We start from the raw sequence: 25,785 nt of genomic DNA on the forward strand, positions 1-25,785 counted from the left end.
GGGGCCGCGTAGGTGCGCAGGGTGTCCGCGGTGGGGCCGGAGGCCGTCTTGTGGTCGGTCTCGGTCCTGCGGTTGCCGACGGCGTCGTAGGTGTATGACGTCCAGTAGGCGTCGGGGCCGCCCACGACCGAGGTCGAGGGGGCCGCGGCGCAGGTCTCACCGGTGTTGGTCCAGGCCTCGGTGACGCGGCGCAGGGCGTCGGTCCGGAAGCACTGGGTGTCGGTGGTGCGGGCGGCGTCCTGGCCGAAGGCGGAGGCGATGGAGGTGATGGCGCCGGAGGGGTCGTAGGAGTACTTGACGTCCTCGATGCGCTGGGGTGCCACCTCCCGGTCCAGGTAGGAGCGGGTGAGCTGGCCGGTGTGCTCGTCGAACTGCCTCGACGCCCACAGGTGCTGGCCGAAGGCCCCGTACTCCTGCTTGACGTTGCGGCCGTAGTGGTCGTAGGTGTTCGCGGAGATGATCGTGTCGGTGCCGGCACCGACGGTGTTCAGCAGTCCGGCGCCCGCCGTGTAGGTGTTGGCGAGTTTCTCCGAGGGCAGTCCGCCGGCGGCGGGCTGCATCACCCACATGACCTGGCCGGTGTTGGCGTTGTAGGAGTTGGTCCACTTGTACGTGCCCGCCAGCGCCGTCCGGCCCGTGACGGACGGGACGGTCACCTGCTGGAGGACCGGCTGGTAGAGGGCGTTGTACGACGTGGTGGCGGACTCGTACGCCTGGCCGTTCACCCAGCGGATCGACTTGGCCGGTCGGCCCTTGCCGTTGGTGGCCGTGTCGTAGACCCACTCGGTGAGGAGGGTCGTGCCCTTCTTGAGGGCGGTCGGGCGCCCCAGCTCGTCGTAGGTGGTGCTCAGGGTGATCAGACGGCCGTCGGTGATGGTCGTCACCTGGTCGCCCTGGTCGTAGGTGTACTTCGAGGTGCCCTTGTCCGGGTCGTCGAGCTGGCTCAGCCGCCCCCGGACGTCGTAGGTGTACGTCCATGTCGAACCCGACGGGTCGGCCGTCGTGGCGACGCGGCCGCGCTTGTCGTAGGTGTACGAGGAGGTCTGCCCGGCCGACAGGTCCGCGGCGGTGTACTGCTTGTGCGTGACGGTGCGTCCGAGGGCGTCGACCTCGGTCGTCGTGGCGGTGCCGCCTCGGGGCGGGACCACCGTGGTGGTGTCACCCGTGTAAGAGGTGGTGGTGCGCTTGGTCTCGTCGCCGAACCGCTTCGAGATCACGGCGGTGACGCGGCCCGCGCCGTCGTACTCGGTGTCCGTGGACGCCGGGTAGTTCAGCGCCTCGCCCATGGCCAGTACCGGCTCCGCGGCGCCGGTCGCGAAGAACCGGCCGGAGGAACGCCAGGCGAACCCGCGCGTGTCGTAGTAGGTCTCCGTCATCAGCCGTCCGGCGCCGTCCGGCGACGGCTCCTGCGTCTGCCGGGGCCGCAGCATGCCGTCCGAGAACGCGTAGGCCGTCCGGTAGGTGGAGTCGTGGCCGAGGGTCTTCGTGGCCGTGATGACGGGGCCGTCCTTGCGGACCGTGTACGTGAACGCGTTGTTCGGGGAGTCCGGGTAGGTCGCGGCCGAACGGGTCGGCAGCCAGACCCCGGTCACCCGGCCGAGGGCGTCGTACGCGGTGGAGGTCACCCTGTTGTTGGCGTCGGTGACCTGCGTCGGCTGACCTCGCAGCGGGTCCATCACCGAGGTCTCGGTGTGGCCCTTGGGGTTGGTGATGGTCACCGTGGTCGCCAGGCCGCCCGAGGAGGGCACGTAGGCGGTCCGGGTCACCTTGCCGTAGGCGTCGGCGGCGGCGGTCTGCCGGCCGTGGACGTCGTAGCAGAGCTGCAGGCCGTCCGCTCCGCAGATGCTCGGGACACTGCTGACGACGTCGTAGCCGTCGCCCTTGCCGTTGATCCTGTCCGTCTTCGTGATCAGGCCGGTGCCCGGCAGGGTGCCGAGGGTTCCGCCGTCGTAGTAGGTCCGGACGTCGTTGATGACGTCGCCGGGCCGGGAGACGGTCGCCCCGCAGGCGACGGCGACGGTCTCGACCCGGCTGACCCGGTCCAGGATGCCGTTCCCGGTGTTCCGGGCGTAGCTCTTGGTGGTGCACTGCTCGTCGCCGGGCTCGGCCTCGTCACCGGTGAACGACTCGGTGGCGATCATGCCGTAGCTGTCGAAGGTGCGCGTCAGTTCGGTGGTACGGGTGCCGCCCGTGACGGTCGTCCGGGCGGTCTCGCCCTCGACGCCCGTCTTGTACGCCACCAGCGCCGGCAGACCGGGCCGGGTGCGGGTGGCCACCGCGGCGGAGCGCCACGGGGTGTACGAGGTCGAGGTGACGAGCTTCGACGTGTCGTCGCCGTTGTACGTCAGGTTCTCGCGGGCCATGCCCGCGAACTCGGGGCGGTCGGTGACCCCGACGCCCGCGGAGTCCTTGACCGTCGCGCCGTCGATGCCGCGGAAGTAGCGGGCCTCGGTCAGGGTGCGGGGGTCGTCGGCCGCGCCCGTACGGGTCTGGACGCGTTCGTATCCGCGGGATACGGAGTAGGTCCGGTCTTCGGCCTTGGTGAACTCGCTGTCGCTCTTGGCCCAGGCGGCCCCGTCGAGGTAGGAGTACGTGGTGACCTTGTCGGGGGACTCGGCCAGGTTGTCGCCCTCGACGACCTGTGTGACCACATAGCTGTTGAACCAGTCCAGCTCGGCCGTCTCACCTTCGAAGGCCCACTTCACCGGGTAGCACCGGGTGGTGTTGGTGCCGTCCGCCGGAGGCAGTGCCGTGGGGCTGCAGTCCTGGGGGGAGTAGTAGACCCCGGTCGTGCCACCTGTCTCCGTGGTGACCTGCGACATGCGCAGGCGGATGAACGGCGCCAGCCCGTCGCCGGTCTTGTCGACCCGGTTGGCCAGCTGCTCGCCCGCGAAGGTGACGGCCGGAAGCGTGAGGGTGCCGCCCGCCTTGCCGGTGTGCTGGATGGACTTCAGCCACATCGGGGTGGAGATGCCGTCACCCGAGGGCGGGAAGTTCTGGTCCAGAGTCCAGCTGTCGACGTCCTTGAGACCACTGGTGGTGAGCACCTTGGTGGTGATGCCGGTGAGGCGCTTGCGGGTCCAGAAGCTCGGCGAGTACTGGTCCTTGCACTCGGTCACCCCGTCCTTGCAGTTCAGGTCGTAGGGGGTGTCGGGCCAGTTCTTGGCGTTGGTCTCGTCGAAGGTGCCGCAGGCGGTGAGGCACCGCTCGGCGACGTCGAACTTCACCTGGCCCATGGCCTTGCCGGTGTAGACGGCGTTGTCGCGCAGACCGTAGTCGATGTGGTCGAGCCAGCCGCCCCGGATGTAGGGGGTGACGGTGGCCTTGCCGTCCTGCGAGACGTTGCGGCCGTAGTTGTTGGCCTCGGTGTTCCAGTAGTAGGCCATCGCCGCGCCGTGCGGGTCGACGACGTAGTCGAGCTGCCAGCGCCAGGCCTGCTTGCACCAGGCGTCGGCGAAGGTGGCGTTGTAGCAGGGCTCGCCCGAGTGGTTGCCGAAGACCGGGACCGTCCAGGTGGAGTTGGTCGACGGGCTGTCGTCGTCGGGCGTGATGGTGCCGCCGTCGGTCCAGCCGGGCAGCCGGTTCAGGCCGAAGAAGTACTGGGTCCCGTCGGTGCCGGTGACCTTCCAGTGCTCGCCCTTGCCGTCGTCGCCGTCCGTGCCCCCGTCACCGTTGACGGCGCCGGTCAGCTTCTCGACCTTCTCGCCGCTGTCGGAGGCGGGGTGCCAGCCCTTGCCCGACTCGTAGACCAGTTCGGTGCTCTTACCGCCGAGATTCAGTGTGGCGTTGTCGTTGAACCAGCACAGGTCGCCCACCTTGGTGGTGTTCGTCCCACCCGTCTTGTCGTCCTCGCACGACTTGTACTTGCGCTCGATGAAGCCCGGTTCCCAGGACCAGCCGTCACCTATCCACGAGGGCTGGGTGTTGGAGGCCGCGGTCAGGCCGTCCACCGCCTGTGAGCTGTAGCCGAGAGAGATCGAGGGCTGTGGGCCGCCCGGCACCTGCGGCACCTGGATCGGGTAGGACCAGTTGAAGGATCCGGTGGAGCCGCCGGCGCTCCAGGTGCCCGACGGCTGCAAGGACGTGGCCTTGAAGTCGCCGGTGGGGCCTCCGGCCTCGGCGGTCGCCGCGAGGACCATCGCGGTGGAGCCCAGAGCGGTCCGGGTGGAGAGCTTTCCGCCCTGGACGTCGTTGCTGGTCTCCAGTGGTTTCTGAGTGCGGCACGCCGGGCGGTCCGGGGTGGTCAGCGCACAGGACGGGAGCTGGACCAGGCGCAGTCGTCCTGCCCAGTCGCCACCGTACGCGTGACGGAAGGAGTCGTAGTTCACCTCGATCGTGGCCGGAGTGCGGGGAGCCGCCGCCCCCGCGAGGCGCTTGACCGAGAGGACCAGGCCGTCGACCCCGGCCCTGCGGGCCGCCTGCCTGTCGGTGACGGAGACTTCGAGTTCGCTGTCCGCGGCCGGTGCCGCTTGGGCGCCGGCCGTCTTCGGACGCGCCGCCGGCTCCGGGAACACGGACACCGGCAGTTCGCCCGCCCGGCCGCCCCGGCCCGCGGGGACCCGGACGGTGTCCGCCGCGGGCCACGCGGACTTCGGCTTCGCCGTGCGCGAGGCGGCGTCGGGCCGCACGGGCCCGCCTGCCCGCACGCCGGACACCGGAACGGCCTTCGGCTGCTTCAACTCCGGTAGCCGCAAACGGCTTTCGCCCCCCGCCGCCACTGCTGCGGCCGGCAGCGCACCGGCGAATATCGCAGTGGCCAATGCAAGTGAAATTCCTCTTTTGCGAGTTCGCTTACTAAAGCGTTTCACGCCCCACCCCTCATGGATGATCAACATCATTCAGGCGCAGGCTAACAGTCGCTCGACCTGATTTCGGTGGCTCTGGTCGGGCATGTGCGGCCGAAAGGAAGCCAATCATGATCTTGCTGGGAAATGTGGGCCATAGGGGTTCAGATCGACATGAAAGCGCAGGTGGGGGGCGGGGGGCCTTGGCGCGTGGGGGTATCTCCGGAGCTTTTGCCGGTCGAATGGCGGGCGCGAGGCGAATTTCTCGTGCGTGATTCCGGGGGCTTCGGTGAAACGCGACAAGGGCAGCGGAAGGCTGCCCTTGTCGGTGTGTGGCCGTGGCTGCTGCGGCAGCTCCGGCTCAGGCGCTGAGCGGGAACTCGCCGCCCAGCTGGTGGAAGACCGCGCTGTTGAAGGCGAAGGCGCGCTTGCACTCGTCGACGATCCGCTGCTTCTCCAGGTCGTCGGCGTTCACCCGGTCCAGCAGTTCCCGGTACGTCCGCTTGAACGCGGCCGGGTTGTCGATCTGTTCGAAGACGTAGAACCGCACGCCGTCGCCCTTGCGCGTGAAGCCCCAGGTCCGCTCCGCCTTGTCGCGGATGATCTGACCGCCCGACAGGTCGCCCAGGTAGCGCGTGTAGTGGTGGGCCACGTAACCGGCCGGCCAGTCGCGGGCGCACTCGGCGACCCGCCCGGCGTACGCCTCGGTGGCGGGCAGCGGGGAGACTCCGGCGCGCCAGTCGGGGCCCCGCAGGTGGGCGAGGTCCTGCTCCAGGGCGGCCGTGCGGAACAGCTCGGGCTGTATGAAGGGCCCGGCGACCGGGTCCTCGCGGAGCGCCTCGGCACCCTCTTCGAGCGCCTGGTAGACGAACCAGAGCTGCTCCGTGTACCGCGCGTACGCGTCGACGGCCAGGCGCCCGCCGAGGAGGTCCCCCATGAAGGACGACGTCTCCGCCTCCGTGTGCTGCTCGTGCGAGGCCGTACGGATGAGGGTGGAGAAGGGCGTGTCCAAGGCGTGCCTCCGAGACCGATGGGACGGGAACCAGTGACGATCCTGCCGAGTTAGGGTTACCTAAGTCAACTGGTTCCCGACGTCCTGTCGGTAAAACGCTACCCGTTCGGGAGATCAGGGCAACGTAAGGATTTCGGCCCCGTTCTCGGTCACCACGAGCGTGTGCTCGAACTGCGCGGTCCGCTTCCGGTCCTTGGTCACCACGGTCCAGCCGTCGTCCCACATGTCGTAGTCGTGGGTGCCGAGCGTCAGCATCGGCTCGATCGTGAACGTCATGCCGGTCTTGATCTCGGTGGTGTGGTGGGGGGAGTCGTAGTGCGGGACGATCAGGCCGGAGTGGAACGACGAGTTGATGCCGTGCCCGGTGAAGTCGCGCACGACGCCGTAGCCGAAGCGCTTGGCGTACGACTCGATCACCCGCCCGATGATGTTGATCTGGCGGCCCGGCCGCACGGCCTTGATCGCCCGGTTCAGGGACTCGCGGGTCCGCTCCACGAGCAGCCGCGACTCCTCGTCGACGTTGCCGCAGAGGTAGGTTGCGTTGTTGTCGCCGTGGACGCCGTTGATGTACGCGGTCACGTCCAGGTTCACGATGTCGCCGTCCCGCAGCACCGTGGAGTCCGGGATGCCGTGGCAGATGACCTCGTTGATCGAGGCGCACAGCGACTTCGGGAAGCCGCGGTAGCCGAGGGTCGAGGGATAGGCGCCGTGGTCGCACATGTACGCGTGGGCGACCCGGTCGAGCTCGTCGGTGGTGACACCCGGGGCGATGTGCTTGGCGGCCTCCTCCATCGCCCGGGCGGCGATGCGGCCGGCGATCCGCATCCGTTCGATGGTGTCGGAATCCTGCACCTCGGGCCCGGTGTACGGGGCCGGTGCGGGCTTCCCGACGTACTCGGGGCGGCGGATGGAGCCCGGAACGGAACGGTGGGGGGAGAGCTCCCCCGGTACGAGAAGCGACTGGCCAGACATGCCAGCGAGTCTAACGACCGGGTCTGGGGCAGCATGGTCTCGGAGGAAGGAGCCGACGACGATGGCCCTGTTCAAGAAGAGCGCCGCGGGCAAACCGGGCGAGTGGTACTACTGCCTGGAGCACAAGAAGGTCGAGGAGGGCCCCGAGTGCCCCGCCAAGAACCGGTTCGGCCCGTACACCAGCCGTGAGGAGGCCTCCCACGCCATGGAGACCGCCCGCGAGCGGAACCTGGAGTGGGAGACCGACCCGCGCTGGCACGACGAGGCCGGGAAGGACCGGACGCCGGACGAATGACCGCGCGGGAGCCGCCGGGACCGCTCAGGCGGACCCGGCGGTCTCCTGCCGGACACCGTCCCGACGCTCCTGCTCCCGCCGCTCCCGGTCCTGCTGGGCCTTGCGGCGCAGCGAGTCCTCGTCCGTGTCGGCGTCGTACGTCAGGAGCTTCGGCAGCGCCAGGCACAGCAGCCCCACCGAGGCGACGCACGCGACACCGCCCGACCAGACGGCCGCGCGGGTGCCGGTCCAGCCGGCCGCCACGCCCGCCCGGACCTGGCCCAGCTGCGGGCCGACGCTGTAGGACAGCACCTCGATGCCGGCGAGCCGGCCGCGCAGCTCCTCCGGGATCGTCTGGTTCCAGATCGTGGCCCGGCCGAGCCCGCTCAGCATGTCGCCCGCGCCGGCGAAGGCCAGGCAGAGCAGCACCAGCCAGACGTTCCCGAACCAGCCCGCCGCCGCGATGGCCAGACCCCAGCCGGCCGCGCCGCCGGCCACCAGGAGGCCGTGCCGCCGCACCTTCGACGTCCAGCCGCTGGTCAGCCCGAGCACCAGCGAGCCCACCGAGCCCGCCGCGTACATCAGACCCAGCGACCAGTCGGCGTCCAGCTCGTCCGCGAGGAACGGGAAGATCGTGTTCGGGAAGGCGAAGAACATCGCCGCCAGGTCGATCGTGTACGTGCCGAGCAGCACCGGCCGCGACCAGGCGTACCGCGCGCCCTCCGCGATGCCCCGCAGCGAGGGCTTCTCCGCGTCGTGCGCCGCGGGCGCGGGGGAGAGGCGGCGGCACATCAGCACGGAGACCGCGAAACCGGCGATCGTCACTCCGTACGCGGGCGCGTGCCCCGCGTACGCCACGACCAGACCCGCGATGGCAGGACCCGCGATCGAGCCCATCTGCCAGCGCAGCGAGTTCAGCGCGGCCGCCGCCGTCTGCTGCTCGTGCGGCACGATCCGGGCCAGCAGCGAGTCGAGCGCCGGCCGCTGGAGCCCCGCCAGCGCCGACACCCCGGCGGCCACCACGTACAGCGGCCACAGCATCGGCTCCGGCAGCAGCGCGTTGACCAGCAGCAGGCCGGCGAGCAGCCCGAGCCCCGCCTCCGTCGCCACGATCACCTTCCGCCGGTCCGCCGCGTCCGCGAGCGCACCGCCGTACAGGCCGAACACCACCAGCGGCACCAGCTCGACCGCGCCCATCGCGCCGACCGCGAGCGGCGACCCCGTCAGCTCCTTGATCTGCAGCGGCAGGGCGACCATCGCCAGCGCGCTGCTGAAGTACGTGACGAGCCCCTGTACCCACAGGAGCCGGAAGTCGCGGGACGACCGCCACGGCGCCGTATCGGGCAGCAGGGCGGAGAGCTTGGAAAGGAGGGGGGAGGACACGAGGCGCCATGCTCCGGCCGCAGGATGCAGCGGGCAACCGAATTTCGGACGGTGCCGCCCGGGGGCTGGTCGTCCATGCCGGACGGTGCCGCCCGGGGGCTGGTCGTCCATGCCGGACGGTGCCGCCCGGGTGCCGGTCGTCCACGCCGGACGGGGCCGCCCGGAGGTCGGTGGCCCCCGCCGGACGGTGCCGCCCGGGGGCTACCAGCGGGTCGGCGGCGGGGCCGTCAGGCGGTCCGCGAGGCCGGAGAGGCGGTCGCGGAAGCGGCGGCTGCCGCGCGGCGACGGCAGGCTGTTCTCACCGGCCGCCGCGCTCACCAGGTGCTGGACCGTGTCCAGGTCCACGCCCGCGTCCTCCGTCACCGTGAGCGCCTCGTGGGACAGGCCCCGCACCTCCGCGTCGCCTCCGTCGAGCGAGAGCACCGTGGCCCCCGCCCGCCGGGCGTCGTGCACCCGCTGGAGCAGGCCCGCGTCCGGCCGCTCCGGCGCCACCATCAGCAGCGTCGCCCCGCGCCCCGCCGCCTCCAGCCGCCCGAGCCCGACCGCCAGATGCACCGGGTCGCCCGGCCGCACCCGGTGCCGCACCAGCGTCGGAGCCAGCTCGGGCAGCCCCGACCAGGCGGCCTCGTCGACCAGGTGCGCCGCCAGGTGCCAGGGCTCGTACTCCTCCGTGCCCACCAGGAGCAGTCCGCCCCGGTGCGGGACGACCGACGACCGGAGGGCCCCCGCGAACCGGCGGGCCTCGCCCGGCCACTCCGTCCCGGCGAGCACTTCCCGCAGCAACGCGACCCGTACGGCATCCATGGGCCCGCATCCTGCCGCAGCGGGGCCCGCCGCGCGGCCGGTTGCCGACGTTCCACCCGTACGGGAGGTCCACGGACCCGACCGGTCGGTAATGTCGGGGCCATGACTACGACTGACAGCAAGCCCGCCCCCAAGGACCCGTGGGACCTCCCCGACGTCTCCGGTCTCGTCGTCGGTGTGCTCGGCGGCACCGGCGACCAGGGCCGCGGCCTCGCCTACCGGCTCGCCAAGGCCGGCCAGCAGGTGCTCATCGGCTCCAGGGCCGCCGACCGGGCCCGCGACGTGGCCGCGGAGATCGGCCACGGCGTCGAGGGCGCCGACAACGCGGAGGTCGCCCGCCGCAGCGACATCGTGATCGTCGCCGTGCCGTGGGACGGCCACGCCAAGACCCTGGAGTCCCTGCGCGCGGAACTCGCGGGCAAGCTCGTCGTGGACTGCGTCAACCCGCTCGGCTTCGACAAGAAGGGCGCCTACGCCCTGAAGCCCGAGGAGGGCTCCGCCGCCGAGCAGGCCGCCGCGCTGCTCCCGGAGTCCCGGGTCGCCGCCGCCTTCCACCACCTGTCGGCCGTCCTCCTCCAGGACGCCTCCATCGAGGAGATCGACACGGACGTGATGGTCCTCGGCGAGGAGCGCGCCGACGTCGAGATCGTCCAGGCCCTCGCCGGCCGTATCCCCGGCATGCGGGGCGTCTTCGCGGGCCGGCTGCGCAACGCCCACCAGGTCGAGTCGCTCGTCGCCAACCTCATCTCGGTCAACCGCCGCTACAAGGCCCACGCGGGCCTGCGGGTCACCGACGTCTGAGCCGCCCCGCCGCGCGGAGGACGGAGCCGGGCCGAGGTCCGAGCCGCCCCCGCTGCGCGGAGGGCGGAGCCGGAGACCGGGCGCTTCCGGGCATGGGGGACACTGGACGGGCACCATCGGCCGTACCCGGACAGGAGCCGTCCCCCATGCCCCGCCTCGCCCTCTACGCCCTCGTGGTCTGCGCCCTGGCCGTCGCCGCGGCCGTCGTCTCCTTCGTCCAGGGCAACTTCCTGGGCGTGATCTGGGTCCTCCTCGCGGGCCTGTCCTCCAACATGGCCTGGTACTACGTCCGCCGTGCCAAGGCCGAGAAGGCCGCCGAGGCCCAGGGCTAGAGGCCCCTGGCCCCGGCTCGGGGGTGTCCAGCCCCCGAGCCTCCTGGCCCCCGAGCCTCCTAGACCCCGCAGAACTCCGGCGTCTCCTGCCAGAAGCGGAAGAGCTGCGAACCGCAGTACCGGGTCTCCTCCGGCACCCCGAGCGACTGCATCAGCGCGTCGATCGTGTCGAAGAAGGCGTTGTTGACCGCCGGCACGAACAGCAGGGCGATCACGATGAAGAAGCCGTACGGCGCGTACGGCTCGATCTGCCGCTTCAGCTTGTACGAGAGCCAGGGCTCCACCACCCCGTAGCCGTCGAGCCCCGGCACCGGCAGCAGGTTCAGGAGCGCCGCCGTCACCTGGAGGAACGCCAGGAACGCCAGCGCGAACTGGAAGGCCACCGGCACGCCGTCCAGCGCGTCCAGCCAGAACGGGGCCGTGCAGACCAGCGCGAACAGGGCGTTCGCCAGCGGGCCCGCCGCCGAGATGAGGCTGTGCTTCCAGCGGCCCTTGATCCGGCCCTGCTCGATGAAGACCGCGCCGCCCGGCAGGCCGATGCCGCCCATGATCACGAACAGCACGGGCAGGACGACGCTCAGCACCGCGTGCGTGTAGGCGAGCGGGTTGAGGGTCAGGTACCCCTTCGCACCGACCGTGATGTCCCCGCCGTGCAGCGCCGTACGGGCGTGCGCGTACTCGTGGAGACAGAGCGACACCACCCACGCCGAGGTCACGAAGAGGAAGACCGCCAGGCCCGGCAAGGCGGCGAAGTCCGTCCACACCGCCCAGCCGGTGACGGCCATGACGGCGAGGATCGCCAGGAAGACGGGGCTGATCCGCCGTTCGTGGCGCCGGGTGGTGGCCGTGGTCATCGCGGGAACTCCCAGGGACGGAGGACTGGTGTGCGGGAAACGTACCGGGTACCGGGGCGAGTTCCTCGGCCGGGGACCGTCTCGCGGACAATGGGCCCGTGCGCTACTCGTTGCTCGGCCCGACCCTCGCCCACGCACCCGACGGCACCGACGTGACCGTCGGCGGCCCGCGGGTCCGCGCGCTGCTGACCGTGCTCGCCCTGCGCGCCGGCCGGACCGTGCCCGTGCCGGACCTCGTCGACGAGGTGTGGCACGGCGACGAGCCGCCCGCCGACGCCGTCGCCGCGCTCCAGGCCCTCGTCGGGCGGCTGCGCAAGGCCGTCGGCCGGGACCGGGTCGTCTCCGCGGAGGGCGGCTACCGGCTCGACGCCCGGCCCGAGGACGTGGACACCCGGCGCTTCGAGCACCTCGCGGCCGAGGGAGTGGCCGCGCTCGGCGCCGGCGCCCCGGACCGGGCCGCCGCCGTCCTCGACGAGGCCCTCGGGCTCTGGCGCGGGCCCGCCCTCGCCGACCTGCCGGACCGGGACGCCGAGGCCGCCCGCTGGGAGGCCCGCAGGCTCGACGCCCGCCGCGCCCGCCTCGACGCGGCCCTCGCCCTCGGCGGGGCGTCCGCCGCCCTCCCCGAGCTGACCGCCCTCTGCGCCGCACACCCGCTGGACGAGCTCCTCCAGGCCCTGCGGATCCGCGCCCTCCGGGACACCGGCCGGGCCGCCGAGGCGCTCGCCGCGTACGAGTCGGTCCGCCGCGCCCTCGCCAACCGCCTCGGCGCGGACCCGTCGCCCGCCCTGCGCGCCCTCCACGCGGAACTCCTCGCCCCTGCCGAGACCGCGGAACAGGCGCAGGTGCAGGCCCCGGCGGAGGCGCCGACCGGGGCGCATTCCGGGGCACCGGCACCCGGACCGGCGTCCGGACCCGCCGAGGCGCCCGCGTCCCCGCGGACCCCCGCCGCCCCCGGGAACCTGCGGGCGCGGCTCACCAGCTTCGTCGGGCGGGACGAGGAGATCGGCGCCCTCCGGGAGGACCTGCGCGGGGCGCGGCTCGTCACGCTGCTCGGCACCGGCGGAGCCGGGAAGACGCGGCTGTCGCAGGAGGCGGCCGAGCGGGGGGCCGAGGCGTGGCCGGACGGCGTCTGGGTGGCCGAGCTCGCGCCCGTACGCGATCCGGAGGCCGTGCCCGAGGCCGTCCTCGCGGCCGTCGGCGCCCGCGAGACCGTGCTGCGCGGCGCCGGGGCCGAGGAGCTGCGCGCCGGGGACGACCCGCTCGCCCGGCTCGTCGAGCACTGTGCGGGACGCCGGATGCTGCTGCTCCTCGACAACTGCGAGCACGTGGTGGCCGCCGCCGCCGACCTGGCCGAGGCCCTGCTCGCCCGCTGCCCCGGACTCCGGGTCCTCGCGACGAGCCGGGAACCCCTCGGGGTGCCGGGGGAGGTGCTGCGCCCGCTCGGGCCGCTGCCGGCGGAGACCGCGCTGCGGCTGTTCGGGGAGCGGGGCGCCGCGGTCCGCCCCGGCTTCCGGACCGAGGAGGACCCGGAGGCGGCGGCCGAGATCGTCCGGCGGCTCGACGGGCTCCCGCTGGCGATCGAGCTCGCCGCGGCCCGGCTGCGGATGCTGACCCTGCGCCAGATCGCGGACCGGCTCGACGACCGGTTCCGCCTGCTGACCTCGGGCGCCCGGACCGTCCTGCCCCGCCAGCAGACCCTCCGCGCGGTCGTCGACTGGTCCTGGGACCTCCTCGACGAGCCCGAACGGGCCGTCCTGCGCCGCCTGTCGGTGTTCACCGGCGGCAGCGACCTGGAGGCGGCGGAAGCGGTCTGCGCGGGCACCGTGACCGACCTCCCCGCCGGCACCCCTGCTCCGGCCGGCGCCCTGGCTTCCGCCGGCGCCCCCGCCCCCGCTCCCGCCGCCATCCCCGCCGAAGCCCCCGCCCTCGCCCCCGCCGACGTCCTCGACGTGCTCGGCTCCCTCGTCGACAAGTCCCTCGTCGTCTCCGCGCCCGCGGAGACCGGGATGCGCTACCGGCTCCTGGAGACCGTCGCCGAGTACGCGGCGGAGCGGTTGGACGAGGCGGGGGAGCGGGCGGCGGCCGAGCACCGCCACCTGACGTACTACCGGGAGCTGGCCCGCCGGACCGACCCCGAACTGCGGGGGGAGGGGCAGGTGGAGGCCATCGCCCGTTTCGGGGCCGAGTACGGCAACCTCCGCACGGCGCTGCGCCGGGCCGTCGCCGCCCGCGACGAGGACGAGGCGCTCGTCCTCGTCCACTCCTTGCTCTGGTACTGGCAGATGCGCGACCTGCGCGTCGACGCGCTGCACTGGGCGCGGGCGGCCGCCGCCCTGGGGCCCGACCCGTTCACGCCGCCCGCGGCCCCCGTCGTGGCCCTGCACGAGCCGTGCACGGCCCTGCCGCCGCCGCTCTCCGAGGAGCAGCGCTGGGAGGCCCGGCGGGGGGTGCGGCTGGTGGAGCTCCTGAACATGGACCACGAGACCGGGCGCTGGACGACCCCCGAGGGGGTGGTGCGGCTGCGCGAGATGACCGCGGTCTACGCGCCGGGCCTGCCGCAGACCTGCCGGCTGCCCGGTTCCTTCGCCGTCTTCGCGGTCCTCCTCATCGGCGAGGCGGGCCGGCTGCGGGAGCTCCTCGACGCGACCGTGGAGGCCTGCCGCCGCCACGGCTACGACTGGGAGCTGGCCAACGCCCTCCAGCTGCGCGCCAACATGTTCGCCAACCGGTCCGACTGGGCCGACAGGGCGGGCGCCGACGCCGAGGAGAGCCTGGAGATCTTCGTCCGTCTCGGCGACGCGTGGGGCGCGGCCGAGGCGCTGTCCTCCCGCGCCGAGGCCCGCGAGCGACGGCTCGAATTCGCGGGCGCGGCGGAGGACTTCGCCGCCGCCATCGGCTACGCGGAGCGGATCGGCGCCCAGTCGCAGATGGCGCTGCTGCGGGCCCGGTACGCGGGCACCCTCGTCGAGACCGGGCGGCTCGAGGAGGGCGAGGCGATCCTGCGTGGGATCCTGGACGGCAGCCACGGACGGGGGCACGAACCCGTGCTGGGCGCCCGGCTGTTCCTCGCCCTGGCGCTCGGCCGCACCGGCCGGACCGCCGAGGCCCGGGAGCACCTCCACCTGCTGCGGCGCGAGTTCGACTCCGCGACCCTCTCCATCTTCGAGGGCTTCGCGATCGGCAGCCTGGGCTGGCTGGACAACCTGGACGGGCGGTACGGGCCGGGGCTCGACCTTGCCGCGCGGGCGTACGAGCGGTCCCTCGGGCCGCTGTCGATGATGGTCGCCCCGCAGATGCCGGCGGTCCACCTGGTCACCGCCGCCTGGGCGCTGGCCGGGCCGGGCGGGCCGGAGGCGGCGCGGGCCGGGGCGGTGCTGCTGGGTGCCCGGGACGGTCTGCTGCCCGCGGAGCACCTGCCGCCGCCGCTGGAGCGGGAGAACCTGGACCGGGCGACCGAGCTGGTCAGGTCCGTGATCGGCGAGGACGAGTTCGCCGTGGCGCACGCCGAAGGCGACGGCCTCTCACTGGAAGAGGCCGCCGCCGTGCTCGGTCGCGCCGCCGACGCGATCAGAGAGCGCACCGAGTCCTGAGCCCCCGCTCCGGTGTCAGGTCTTCTTGCGGAACCTGGAGACCGCCAGCGGCGCCGTGACGACGGTGATGGCCAGGGCCCAGCCGAGGGTCATCCACACCGAGTGGGCGACCGGGCCGCCGTTGATGAGGGCACGGGCGGCGTCGGCCAGGTTCGACAGCGGGTTGTAGTCGGTGAAGGTCTCCAGCCAGCCGGGCATCGAGGTCGGCGGGGCGAAGATCGAGGAGCCGAACTGCAGCGGCATCAGGACGAGCATGGCCATGCCCTGGACGGCCTGGGCCGTCTTCATGGTCAGGCCGAGCAGGATGAAGATCCACATCAGCGAGGCGCCGAAGACGACGGACAGGCCGATGGCGGCGAGCAGTTCGACGAACGAGGTCTTGATCTCCAGGCCGAGCAGGAAGCCCGTGCCGAGCAGGATCGCGGTGGCGATCATCATGCGGCCGACCTCGACGACGATCTTGGCGATGAGGACCGAGGAGCGGGCGATCGGCATCGTCCGGAACCGGTCCATCACCCCCTTCTTGAAGTCGTCGTTGATGCCGATTCCGACGCCCATGGCGATGTTCATGCCCATCATCGCCATCAGGCCGGGGGTCACGTAGTTCACGTACGCGTCGTTGTTGCCCTTGCCGGCGATGGCGCCGCCGAAGACGTACACGAACAGCAGGATGAAGATGATCGGCATCAGGACGGCGTCGAACATCGACTCCGGGTCCTGCTTGATCTGGAGGGCGTTGCGTCGGGCCAGCGCGCCGATGTGGCGGAGGTTGGCCCGCACGCCGATCCGGCCCTCGCCGGAGCCCTTGCGCGCCACGGCCGGGCCGGGCTCGGGGGCGTCGACGGGGGACTTGGACAGCGGGGTGGTGGTCGTGGTGGCGCTCATGCGGCGACCTCCTCGGGAAGCGCGTCGGACGCGGTCGACTTCTGGCCGGTGATCGCGAGGAACACCTCGTCCAGGCTGGGCAGGTGGGTGCCGATGTGGGCGATGCCGAAGCCGCGCGCGCCGAGCAGGCCCACGACGGCGGTCAGCTGCTGGTCGGTGAGGATCGGCACGTACAGCGCGTCCTCGTCCGGCACGACGGTCGAACCGGCGACGCCGTCGAGCCCGGTCTCGCGCAGCGCGGACGCCATGGCCGGCAGTTCGGCGGGGTCCGCGGCGCGGATCTTCAGGGTGCGGCCGCCGACCTTGGACTTCAGCTCGTCGACCTTGCCCTTGGCGATGACCCGGCCGCGGTCGATGACGGTCAGCTCGTTGGCGAGCTGCTCCGCCTCCTCCATGTACTGGGTGGTGAGGAGGACGGTGACGCCCTCGGAGACCATCCGCTGGACCTCGTCCCAGACCTCGTTGCGGGTCCGGGGGTCGAGACCGGTCGTCGGCTCGTCCAGGTAGAGGACGGCGGGCTTCCCGATCATGGAGGCGGCGAGGTCGAGCCGGCGGCGCATGCCGCCGGAGTAGGTCATCGCGGCCCGCTTGGCGGCCTCGGTGAGGGAGAAGCGCTCCAGGAGCTCGTCGGCGCGGCTCCGGGCGTCCTTCCGGGAGAGGTCGAGCAGCCGCCCGATCATGTACAGGTTCTCGAAGCCGGACAGCTTCTCGTCGACCGAGGCGTACTGGCCGGTGAGGCCGATGGTGCGGCGGAGCTGGCGGGGCTGCCGCACCACGTCGTAGCCGGCGACGGTGGCGGTGCCGGAGTCCGGCACGAGGAGGGTGGACAGACAGCGGACGAGGGTGGTCTTCCCGGCGCCGTTGGGGCCGAGGACCCCGAGGACCGTGCCCTCCCGGACGTCGAGGTCGACCCCGTCGAGGGCCTTCGTCTCGCCGAAGTGCTTCACGAGGCCCCGGACCTCGACGGCGTTGATGTGTGATCGCGTCATGGTCGCTACTAGACCAGGCGCCACCGACAATCCCCCTACAGAAGGCCTACAGCCCGCCGATGGGGGATGTCGGCGGGCTGTAGGTGGTGCCGCAGTGGCTCGTACGGTTCGTCCGGTCCTGTGCCGTCACGGACCGGACGGTCCGGGGTGCGACTGGTCACGGACCGGACGGTCCGTGGGTGCGACTAGTGGAACGTGTGCTCCTCGGCGGGGAACGCCCCGCCGGAGACGTCCTCGGCGAAGGCGCGGGCGGCGTCGCCGAGCGTCTCGCGGAGGTTCGCGTACTGCTTGGTGAAGCGCGGGACCTTGCCGCCGGTCAGGCCGGCCATGTCGGTCCAGACGAGGACCTGGGCGTCGGTGCCGGAGCCGGCGCCGATCCCGATGGTCGGGATGTGCAGCGAGCGGGTGACCTCGGCGGCCAGTTCGGCCGGTACGAGCTCTAGGACGACCGCGAACGCGCCCGCGTCCTGCGCGGCCTTGGCGTCGCTGAGCAGCCGGTGGGCGGCCTCGTCGCTGCGGCCCTGCACCCGGTAGCCCATGGTGTTCACGGACTGCGGGGTGAGGCCCAGGTGGGACATGACGGGGATGCCGGCCTGGACGAGCAGCTCGGTCTGGGGCAGCGAGCGCTCGCCGCCCTCCAGCTTGACCGCGTGCACGCCCGCGTCCTTGACCAGCCGGGTGGCGCTGCGCAGGGCCTGGACGGGCCCTTCCTGGTACGAGCCGAAGGGGAGGTCGCCGACGACGAGGGCGCGCCGGGTGCCCCGGACGACGGCGGCGGACAGGATCGTCATCTCGTCCATCGTGACGGGCACGGTGGTGTCGTAGCCGAGGTGACAGTTGCCCATCGAGTCGCCGACGAGGATCACCGGGATGCCGGCCTCGTCGAAGACGGAGGCGGTCATCGCGTCGTAGGCGGTGAGCATGGGCCACTTCTCGCCGCGGACCTTGGCGGAGGCGATGTCGTGGACGGTGATGCGGCGAGTGCCCTTGCCTCCGTACAGCGCCTTGCTGCTGTCGGCGGACGTCTTCGGGGCAGCCTGAAGCGTCATGGTGAACGGCTCCTTGTTGTGTCATCTCGAGGCGCCCTCACGGCGTCCCCGGACCACATCCATGGTGGCACTTCGCCGGGCGGGCGGGGAAGTGGGCGCGAGTGGCGCTGTTCACACCGCGGCAACGTAAAGCCTCGGTCAGTTTTTCGATACGAGACGGTCTCGTATCGAAAATACGCCTAGAGTGGTGAGCATGTCACCGCAGTCCTCCGCCCCCGCCGCGCCCCGCGTCCCCGAGGCCGTCCACCGGCGCCGCTGGGCCGTCCTCGGCGTCCTCATGCTGAGCCTGCTCATCGTCGTCCTCGACAACTCGATCCTGAACGTGGCGGTCAAGACGATCGCCGCCCCCGCGCCCACCGGCATCGGCGCCACCCAGAGCGAGCTGGAGTGGTCGATCAACTCCTACACGCTGGTCTTCGCCGGACTCCTCTTCACCTCCGGCCTCCTCGGCGACCGCCTCGGCCGCAAGAAGGTGCTGCTCTTCGGCATCACCGTCTTCGGCATCGGCTCCGCCCTCGCCGCCTTCTCCGGCTCCCCGGGCGAACTCATCGCCTACCGGGCCGTGATGGGCCTCGGCGCCGCGTTCGTCATGCCGGCCACCCTCGCCGTCCTCATGAACGTCTTCGAGCGGGACGAGCAGCCCAAGGCCATCGGCATCTGGGCCGGCAGCGTCGGCCTCGCCATCGCGATCGGCCCGATCACCGGCGGCATCCTCCTCGAACACTTCTGGTGGGGATCGATCTTCCTCGTCAACGTGCCCGTCGTCGTGCTGGCCCTCGGCCTCATGCTCTGGCTCGTGCCCGACTCCCGGGACCCGAACCCCGGCCGCATCGACGTGCCCGGCGTGCTGCTCTCCGTCGTCGGACTCGTCCTCCTCGTGTACGGGATCATCCGCGGCGGCGAACTCGCCGACTTCACCGACGCCACCGTCCTCGCCCCGGTCCTCGGCGGCCTCGCTGTCCTCGCCGGCTTCGTGCTCCACGAGAAGCGCAGCGACCACCCGGCCATCGACATGACCCACTTCAGGAAGCCGGCGTTCTCCGCGGCCGTCGCCGCCATCGCGCTCGTCTTCTTCGCCCTCATGGGCGTGACCTTCTTCTCCGCCTTCTACCTGCAGAGCGTCCGCGGCTACAGCGCGCTGCAGTCCGGGCTGCTCATCCTGCCGCTCGCCGTCGCGCAGATGGTGTTCGCGCCCCGCGCCCGGCTCGTCGTCGAGCGCTTCGGCGCCAAGGCGGTGTGCACCGGCGGCATGCTGCTGGTCGCCCTCGGCCTCGCCGCCTTCGCCCTCTTCGACGCCACGACCCCGGTCTGGGTCCTGGAGGTCGTGTTCTTCCTCCAGGGCGCGGGCATGGCGCACATCATGCCGCCGGTCACCGTCTCGATCATGCAGGCGCTGCCCCGCGAGAAGGCGGGCTCCGGCTCGGCGATCAACAACACCTTCCGGCAGGTCGGCGGCGCCCTCGGCGTGGCCGTCCTCGGCTCGGTGCTCTCCTCCGCCTACCGCGGCGGGATCGAGGGGCACCTCGACGGCGTCCCGGCCGCCCTGCGCGACACGGCGGGCGAGTCCGTCGAGGCCACGCTCGCCGTCGCGGAGAAGCTCGGCCCCGCGGGCCGGGACCTCGTCGCCCCCGCGTACGACGCCTTCCTCGGCGCCATGCACACCACCGCCGTCGCCTCGGCCGTGATCGCCCTGGCCGGCGCCGCCGTCGTCGCCGCCTTCCTCCCGGGCCGCACGCCGACCGGCCCCGGCGCGGCCCCCGGCGCCGGAACCCCCGGCGACACCCGGCGGGCCTCGGTGTCCGCACCCGGCGGCGAGACGGGACAATCGGCCCGACGGTGAACCACCCGGCCACCGACCGGACGAGAGGCGGAGCGCACGTGTCGCTGCAGGACGGCGGGTCCCCGACCCCCCACGACGACGGGCGCCCGCCCGCGGGCTCCCCGGCCGAGGAGGGCCCCGCGACGCCGGCGGGCCCCACGGCCGGAGCCGCGGGCGGCGCCGGGACGCCGGCCGGGCGCGCCGCCTCCGAGGTCGCCTCCGGGGCCGGGTCCGGGAGCGGGCCCGCGTCCGCCCCCGCCCGGCGGGGGCGGCCGCGGAGCGAGGCGGTGGAACAGGCGATCTTCGACGCGGCGGCCGGGCTGCTCGACGAGGGCGTACCGCTCGCCGACCTGTCCGTCGAGCGGATCGCCCGCACCGCCGGCGTCGGCAAGGCCACGATCTACCGCCGCTGGGCCGGCAAGGAGGAGCTCTTCGTCGACCTGGTCCGCTCCGTGGAGCCCCCGGACCCGGTGCTGCCCGGCACCTCGGTGCGGGACGACCTCGTCGCGCTCCTGGAGTCGCTGCGGCAGCGCGGCCTCGCCAAGCGCAGCTCCGCCGTGCTGCACCACGTGTTCTCGCAGATGCAGGGCTACCCCAAGCTGTGGGACGCGTACCACCACACCGTGATCGAACCCCGCCGCCGGATCGGCCTCGACGCCGTGCGGCGCGGCATGGAGCGGGGGGAGATCCGCGCGGACCTCGACGTCGAGTTCGTCAACGACCTCCTCACCGGCCCCCTGCTGCTGCGCACCGTCATCCGCCCCGGCGCCACCCTGGAGCCCGGCCTCGCCGAACGGGTCGTCGACGCCGTCATGGAGGGCCTGCGCCCCCGCGCCTGACCCGAAGCGGTACGAAGGTGCCGACCCGGTACGAAGGCGCCGACCCGCCACGATGCCGACGGTCCGGTACGAAGGCGCCGACCCGGCACGATGCCGACGGTCCGGTACGAAGGTGCCGACCCGGCACGATGCCGCTGGTCCGGTACGAAGCCGCCGCCGCGGTACGAACGTGCCGAGCCGTGCGAAGCCGCCGAGCCGCCCGAATGTGCGCGTTCTGTCACAGGGACGGCGCCTGCGCCACCTGCAGGAACCCGCCACGCGGCTCCGTCGTCCCTGGGGGAGTACGACGGACCCGGGATCGCCTAGTGTCGACACCGGGTCACGCAAGACGGCAAGGCAGCAGTGAGGACAGTGCGATGGCGCGGGTGGACATGACGGAGACCGAACACGGCGGCGCCGGGAACGGGCACTCCGGGTCCCGTCTGGGGACCGCCCTCGACCGGTTCCGCCGCGACCCGGGGATCTGGCGCCGCGGCATCGTGCTCGCCCTCGCGGCGGTGGCGGTCACGCTCCTGATGGTGTTCCACGCCGAGATCCCCAACAGGATCGGCAACCTCGGCAGCCTCACCGAGACCTTCCTGCCCTGGCTCGGCCTCTTCCTGCCGCTGCTGCTCGTCCTCGCCCTCGTGCGCCGCTCCGCCACCGCCCTGATCGCCCTCCTGCTCCCCGCGGTGGTCTGGCTCAACCTCTTCGGCGGCCTCGTCGCCGACAAGTCGGCCTCCGGCGGCGACCTGACCGTCGCCACCCACAACGTGAACGCCGACAACCCGGACCCCGAGGGCACCGCCCGCGAGCTCGCCGGCTCGGGCGCCGACGTCCTGGCCCTGGAGGAGCTCAAGGGCGACATGGTCCCGACGTACGAGCGGGGCCTCGCGAAGGCCTACCCGTACCACTCCGTCCAGGGCACCGTCGGGCTCTGGAGCAAGCTGCCGCTGCGCGCCGCACAGCCCGTCGACATCCGGATGGGGTGGACCCGCGCCATGCGGGCCACCGTCGTGACCCCCGGCGGCGACGTCGCGGTGTACGTCGCCCACCTGCCGTCCGTGCGCGTCAAGATGAACGCCGGCTTCACCGCCAACCAGCGGGACGCCAGCGCGAACGCGCTCGGCGAGGCCATCGCCCGCGACCGGCACGAGCGGATCGTCCTCCTCGGCGACCTCAACGGCACCATGAACGACCGCGCGCTCAACGCCGTCACCTCGCAGCTGCGCTCCACCCAGGGCGCGGCCGGCGACGGCTTCGGCTTCAGCTGGCCGGCGTCCTTCCCGATGGCCCGGATCGACCAGATCATGGTGAAGGGGGTGGAGCCGATGTCCTCCTGGGCCCTGCCGGAGACGAACAGCGACCACCTTCCGATCGCCGCCCGCGTGAAGCTCTGACCCTCCGGCAGGGCACGGCGGTCAGCCGGCCGCCGGCGTCTCCCGCCAGCGGTTCGTGATCGGCAGCCGGCGGTCCTTGCCGAAGCCCTTCGCCGAGATCTTGGTCCCCGGCGGGTACTGGCGCCGCTTGTACTCCGCCGTGTCCACCATCCGCAGCGTCCGCGTCACCAGCTCCTCGTCGAACCCGGCGGCCACGATCGCGTCCCGGCCCAGGTCCCGGTCGACGTACAGCGCGAGGATCGCGTCCAGGACCTCGTAGTCCGGCAGCGAGTCCGTGTCGACCTGGCCGGGGCGCAGCTCGGCGCTGGGCGGCTTGGTGATCGAGCTCTCCGGGATCGGCGGGGTCTGGCCGCGGTCCTCCGCCGCCCGGTTGCGCCAGCGCGCCAGCCGGAAGACGTCCGACTTGTAGACGTCCTTGATGGGCCCGAACGCGCCGACGGAGTCGCCGTACAGCGTCGAGTAGCCCACCGCCAGCTCGGACTTGTTGCCCGGCGCCAGCACGATGTGCCCCTCCTGGTTGGAGAGCGCCATCAGGGTCGTGCCGCGCAGCCGGGACTGGAGGTTCTCCTCCGCGAGGCCGGTGAGACCCAGCGCCCCCATGTAGGCGTCGAACATCGGCTCGATGGGCACCGTGCGGTAGTGGAGCCCGGTCCGGCGCGCCAGTTCGGCCGCGTCGCCGCGCGAGTGGTCGGACGAGTACTTCGAGGGCATCGACACCCCGTACACGTTCTCCGCGCCGAGCGCGTCGCAGGCGATGGAGGCGACGAGCGCCGAGTCGATGCCGCCCGACAGGCCGATCAGGACCGAACGGAAACCGTTCTTCGCGGCGTACGCGCGGACCCCGATGACCAGCGCCGAGTAGACCTCCTCGTCGTCGTCGAGCCGGTGCGCGTAACCGCCCGTCAACTCCGGCTCGTACGCGGGCAGAGGCTTGTCGGAGAGCACCACCCGGTCGATCCGCAGCCCGTCGTCGACCGTGCCCTCGGGCGCGTCGGCCTCGGCCGCCGGCAGCTCCAGGTCGAGGATCACGCTGCCCTCGACGAACTGCGGGGCCCGGGCGATCACCTCGCCCTCCGCGTCCACGACGATCGAGTCCCCGTCGAAGACCAGCTCGTCCTGACCACCCGTCATCGCCAGGTACGCGGTCACGCACCCGGCCTCCCTGGCCCGCTTGCGGACCAGTTCGAGCCGCGTGTCGTCCTTGTTCCGCTCGTACGGCGAGGCGTTCACCGACAGCAGCAGCCCGGCCCGCGCGGAGCGCGCCGCCGGCACCCGGCCGCCCTCCTGCCAGAGGTCCTCGCAGATCGCCAGGGCCACGTCGACGCCGTGCACGCGGACGACCGGCAGGGTGTCGCCCGGCACGAAGTAGCGGTACTCGTCGAAGACGCCGTAGTTGGGGAGGTGGTGCTTGGCGAAGCGCAGCGCCACCTCGCCGCGGTACAGCACGGCGGCGGCGTTCTCCGGCGACCCGGCCGGCCGGCCGAGCCCCGGCTCGGCCCGCTCGGAGCGGTCGAGGTAGCCGACGACGACCGGAAGCTCCCCGAAGCCCTCGTCGGCGAGGCGCCGGGCGAGCCCGCGCAGGGCCTCCCGGGACGCCTCGACGAAGGAGCCGCGCAACGCGAGGTCCTCGACGGGGTATCCGGTCAGCGCCATCTCGGGGAACGCGACGAGATGCGCGCCCTGTCCGGCGGCGTGCCGGGTCCAGTGCACGATCGCCTCGGCGTTCCCGGCGATGTCTCCGACGGTCGAGTCGATCTGATTGAGGGCGAGGCGTAGTTGAGGCACCCGCCCAGTGTAATCGTCAGACCGACGCTATGTCCTGTGATCCGGCCCCGTCCGCGCCTACTTCACCGGACCGGTCCAGATCACCGGCTCGTACGCGAGGAGCTTCGGCGCCAGCTCGATCTGCAGTTCGCCGTCCGCGTGCGCCGGCAGCGCGAACGCGTACCCGGCCTTGACCTGCTTGCCCGGGAGGACCGTGCCCCGGAACATCTCGGTCGCCCTGCTGCCGTCGAAGATCGTGCTCGCCCGCGCGCCCTCCGCGTCGCGCGCGTCCGGCAGCGCGGTCGTCACGTCGAGGGCCTCACCGCTGCCGTTGACGATCGTGATCGTCACCCGGAGCGCGGTGTCGCCCTTCTCGTACCCGGCGGCGAACCCGTCGGGCCGGTACCGCTTCGGCACGGAGACGGTGACCTTCACCCCGTCCTCGTAGGTGTGGGTCCGGCCGAACGCGAGCGTCGACGGAGCCGTCTCCGTCGGCTCGGGCGAGGGCTCGGGCCGCGCCGTGCCGTCCGGCCGGCCGTCCGGCGCGAACGGCTCGGCGGACGCGCCCCCCTCCTCGCGGACCCGCTCGTCGACGCGCTCCACGACCTGCGCCGCCACGACCAGCACCACCAGCCAGGCCGTCGCCACCACGATCGTCACCGCGCCGAGCGCGATGCCCGCGACCGCCTGCCCCCGGTCGGTCGCCTCGCCCCGGCCCGCCCGGCCGTAACCGACGATGCCCAGGACCAGCGCCAGGACGCCCATGAAGCCGCCGAGCCAGAACAGGAACGGGATGATCCCGAACACCAGCCCCACGACACCGATGACCAGCGCCCCCACCCCGAGCCCGGTCCGCGCGGCCGGCACGCCGTACGGACCCGCCCCGGGCACACCCGGCCCGTGCTGCATCCCCGGCCCGTGCGGCATTCCCGGCCCGTACGGCGAACCCGGGAACGGGGCCGGGGCCTGGACCGGCGCCTGAGCCGGCGTTGCCGTCGCGAGCCCCTGCGGCACCCCCGCCCCGTGGACCGCCCCGGCCGGGGCCGTCTCCGCACGGCCCGCCTCGACAGGGGTTGCCTCGGGGTCGGCCGCCTCCGAGCCGACTGCCTCCGAGCCGGGTATCTCCGCGCGGGCCGCCTCCGGTTCGGCGGGCGGGCGCGGACCGGGCGGGGCCCAGGGCGGCGAGTCGGGCGTGTCTGCGGGCGTGGTCATGCGGGGTCCTCCGAGGTGATCCGAAGCGTCGACGGTAGACCGGCGAACGGGCCCCGGCCAGCGGCTTTCCGAGCGGCGGGGGAATCGGCGCCCGTCCGTCACCTCCCGCCGCGCGCACCGGCGGCCCCGCCCCGCGCCGACATGCGGGGCCGCCCGCCCCGCTGATCATGGGCCCGGACGACCACTGACGAGCCGCGGAGTCGACGCCGGCCACCGTGGCCGCCGGCGGCGTCGTCCAGGACGACGGCACGAAGCGCCGGTTCATCTCCTGGCCGGCCCTCGCCCCCATGACCACCGCGTCCGTCGCGAGCCTGCGGCCCTCGCCGTCCACGGCCGTCCACGGACTCGCCGCGGTCTTCCTCCACCTGCTCCCCGCCCTCGTCCTCCTGCTGCCCACCGCCCTCGTCGGCGCCGAACTCGCCTCGTCCTCGTCGGGGCCCCGGGCCGTCCGGTCATGCGGGACCGCCCGGACGCGGTGGCGCGCCCGGGCGGTCCCGGAAAAGCGTCAGGAAGCGGCGTAGACGCTCGCGCAGAACGCCTTCAGCTCCTCGTCCGACAGGTGCTGGGCCAGGTCGGCCTCACTGATCATGCCGACGAGCCGCTTGTCCTCGATGACGGGCAGGCGCCGGATCTGGTGGCTCTGCATCTCCTCCAGGACGGCCCCCACGTCCGCGCCGGACTCGATCCAGCGGGGCGTGCCCTGGGTGATCTCGCCGCAGGTGATCTTCGACGGGTCGTGGCCCATGGCCACGCAGCGGACCACGATGTCGCGGTCCGTGACGATGCCGCAGAGCCGTTCGTTCGCGTCGGCGACGGGCAGCGCGCCCACGTTCAGGTCCCGCATCAGCTGCGCCGCCCGGTCGAGCGTCTCGTGTTCCGGGATCCACCGGGCCCCGGTGTGCATGATGTCCTTCGCCGTGGTCATGGGGTGCGTACCTTTCGTCGAGCGTCGTCGTACGAACTCCCCGAGCCCCCTCATTGTCGGCGCGCGGCCCGCCCCGCGCGACTCGTCGGCACCGGGCCCGGCCCACGGTCCGCGGGGC

General features: G+C 72.7%; 20 protein-coding genes. 8 read left to right on the forward strand and 12 right to left on the reverse strand.

Features of this window, described 5'->3' with window-relative positions; translation table 11 throughout:
• The 3 genes from ACIQFX_RS12775 to map all read right to left on the reverse strand — a co-directional run.
• On the reverse strand, window positions 1-4,628 hold a 4,628-nt coding region (locus ACIQFX_RS12775), incomplete at its 3' end, for a hypothetical protein (protein ID WP_402461616.1).
• Window positions 4,629-5,145: 517 nt separating this feature from the next.
• Window positions 5,146-5,796, reverse strand: a complete 651-nt coding sequence (locus ACIQFX_RS12780) for a heme oxygenase (biliverdin-producing) (RefSeq protein WP_402461618.1) — start codon at window positions 5,794-5,796, stop codon at window positions 5,146-5,148.
• A 114-nt stretch (window positions 5,797-5,910) separates the two neighbouring features.
• Window positions 5,911-6,768 (reverse strand): type I methionyl aminopeptidase, encoded by an 858-nt coding sequence (gene map / locus ACIQFX_RS12785; protein ID WP_402461621.1) that lies wholly within the window; start codon window positions 6,766-6,768, stop codon window positions 5,911-5,913.
• Between the two features lie 61 nt (window positions 6,769-6,829).
• Here map and ACIQFX_RS12790 point away from each other — a divergent pair, with 61 nt between their 5' ends.
• A complete protein-coding gene (locus ACIQFX_RS12790) occupies window positions 6,830-7,063 on the forward strand; it encodes a hypothetical protein (RefSeq protein ID WP_402461624.1) in 234 nt (77 codons plus the stop codon).
• A 24-nt stretch (window positions 7,064-7,087) separates the two neighbouring features.
• Here ACIQFX_RS12790 and ACIQFX_RS12795 read toward each other — a convergent pair whose 3' ends face one another.
• On the reverse strand, window positions 7,088-8,425 hold the full coding sequence (locus tag ACIQFX_RS12795) for an MFS transporter (protein ID WP_402461627.1): 1,338 nt from the start codon (window positions 8,423-8,425) through the stop codon (window positions 7,088-7,090).
• 201 nt (window positions 8,426-8,626) lie between these two features.
• A complete protein-coding gene (locus ACIQFX_RS12800; protein ID WP_402461630.1) occupies window positions 8,627-9,229 on the reverse strand; it encodes a hypothetical protein in 603 nt (200 codons plus the stop codon).
• Between the two features lie 102 nt (window positions 9,230-9,331).
• Here ACIQFX_RS12800 and npdG point away from each other — a divergent pair, with 102 nt between their 5' ends.
• Window positions 9,332-10,030, forward strand: a complete 699-nt coding sequence (gene npdG / locus ACIQFX_RS12805; RefSeq protein WP_367825063.1) for an NADPH-dependent F420 reductase — start codon at window positions 9,332-9,334, stop codon at window positions 10,028-10,030.
• 92 nt (window positions 10,031-10,122) lie between these two features.
• On the forward strand, window positions 10,123-10,362 hold the full coding sequence (locus ACIQFX_RS12810; protein ID WP_402461634.1) for a hypothetical protein: 240 nt from the start codon (window positions 10,123-10,125) through the stop codon (window positions 10,360-10,362).
• Window positions 10,363-10,421: 59 nt separating this feature from the next.
• Here ACIQFX_RS12810 and ACIQFX_RS12815 read toward each other — a convergent pair whose 3' ends face one another.
• Entirely contained in the window at window positions 10,422-11,216 is a 795-nt protein-coding gene (locus ACIQFX_RS12815) for a site-2 protease family protein (protein ID WP_402461637.1), read from the reverse strand.
• 98 nt (window positions 11,217-11,314) lie between these two features.
• Here ACIQFX_RS12815 and ACIQFX_RS12820 point away from each other — a divergent pair, with 98 nt between their 5' ends.
• Window positions 11,315-14,806, forward strand: coding sequence for an AfsR/SARP family transcriptional regulator (locus ACIQFX_RS12820; protein ID WP_402461640.1), 3,492 nt, complete (start codon window positions 11,315-11,317; stop codon window positions 14,804-14,806).
• Between the two features lie 15 nt (window positions 14,807-14,821).
• Here ACIQFX_RS12820 and ACIQFX_RS12825 read toward each other — a convergent pair whose 3' ends face one another.
• The 3 genes from ACIQFX_RS12825 to panB all read right to left on the reverse strand — a co-directional run bounded on the left by ACIQFX_RS12825 (window position 14,822) and on the right by panB (window position 17,729).
• The gene (locus ACIQFX_RS12825) at window positions 14,822-15,691 is read right to left on the reverse strand and encodes an ABC transporter permease (protein WP_402461643.1); all 870 of its coding nucleotides are present in this window, start codon (window positions 15,689-15,691) and stop codon (window positions 14,822-14,824) included.
• Window positions 15,688-16,680, reverse strand: coding sequence for an ATP-binding cassette domain-containing protein (locus ACIQFX_RS12830; RefSeq protein ID WP_402461646.1), 993 nt, complete (start codon window positions 16,678-16,680; stop codon window positions 15,688-15,690). The genes ACIQFX_RS12825 and ACIQFX_RS12830 overlap by 4 nt, the downstream gene beginning before the upstream one ends.
• Window positions 16,681-16,865: 185 nt before the next feature.
• Window positions 16,866-17,729: a 3-methyl-2-oxobutanoate hydroxymethyltransferase gene (gene panB, locus ACIQFX_RS12835; RefSeq protein ID WP_402461649.1), complete on the reverse strand. Its 864-nt coding sequence runs from the start codon at window positions 17,727-17,729 to the stop codon at window positions 16,866-16,868.
• Between the two features lie 193 nt (window positions 17,730-17,922).
• Between panB and ACIQFX_RS12840 the strand changes: the two genes are divergently transcribed.
• The 3 genes from ACIQFX_RS12840 to ACIQFX_RS12850 all read left to right on the forward strand — a co-directional run bounded on the left by ACIQFX_RS12840 (window position 17,923) and on the right by ACIQFX_RS12850 (window position 21,766).
• A complete protein-coding gene (locus tag ACIQFX_RS12840) occupies window positions 17,923-19,569 on the forward strand; it encodes an MFS transporter (RefSeq protein WP_402461652.1) in 1,647 nt (548 codons plus the stop codon).
• Window positions 19,570-19,607: 38 nt separating this feature from the next.
• A complete protein-coding gene (locus ACIQFX_RS12845; RefSeq protein ID WP_402461655.1) occupies window positions 19,608-20,387 on the forward strand; it encodes a TetR/AcrR family transcriptional regulator in 780 nt (259 codons plus the stop codon).
• 356 nt (window positions 20,388-20,743) lie between these two features.
• Entirely contained in the window at window positions 20,744-21,766 is a 1,023-nt protein-coding gene (locus ACIQFX_RS12850) for an endonuclease/exonuclease/phosphatase family protein (protein ID WP_402461657.1), read from the forward strand.
• A gap of 21 nt (window positions 21,767-21,787) precedes the next feature.
• On the opposite strand, the gene ACIQFX_RS12855 is transcribed toward ACIQFX_RS12850, so the two are convergent.
• Together ACIQFX_RS12855 and ACIQFX_RS12860 are read right to left on the reverse strand one after the other, a co-directional pair.
• Window positions 21,788-23,551, reverse strand: a complete 1,764-nt coding sequence (locus ACIQFX_RS12855) for an NAD+ synthase (RefSeq protein ID WP_402461660.1) — start codon at window positions 23,549-23,551, stop codon at window positions 21,788-21,790.
• Between the two features lie 57 nt (window positions 23,552-23,608).
• Window positions 23,609-24,742 carry a hypothetical protein gene (locus ACIQFX_RS12860; RefSeq protein WP_402461663.1) on the reverse strand — a complete coding sequence of 378 codons (1,134 nt, stop codon included), beginning with the start codon at window positions 24,740-24,742 and terminating at the stop codon, window positions 23,609-23,611.
• 215 nt (window positions 24,743-24,957) lie between these two features.
• Here ACIQFX_RS12860 and ACIQFX_RS12865 point away from each other — a divergent pair, with 215 nt between their 5' ends.
• On the forward strand, window positions 24,958-25,263 hold the full coding sequence (locus ACIQFX_RS12865; protein ID WP_402461666.1) for a hypothetical protein: 306 nt from the start codon (window positions 24,958-24,960) through the stop codon (window positions 25,261-25,263).
• On the opposite strand, the gene ACIQFX_RS12870 is transcribed toward ACIQFX_RS12865, so the two are convergent.
• Window positions 25,248-25,667 carry a CBS domain-containing protein gene (locus ACIQFX_RS12870; RefSeq protein ID WP_402461669.1) on the reverse strand — a complete coding sequence of 140 codons (420 nt, stop codon included), beginning with the start codon at window positions 25,665-25,667 and terminating at the stop codon, window positions 25,248-25,250. The genes ACIQFX_RS12865 and ACIQFX_RS12870 overlap by 16 nt on opposite strands.
• Between the last annotated feature and the right edge of the window lie 118 nt (window positions 25,668-25,785).

This window comes from Streptomyces sp. NPDC093089 (assembly GCF_044754405.1).
Classification (GTDB): Bacteria; Actinomycetota; Actinomycetes; order Streptomycetales; family Streptomycetaceae; genus Streptomyces.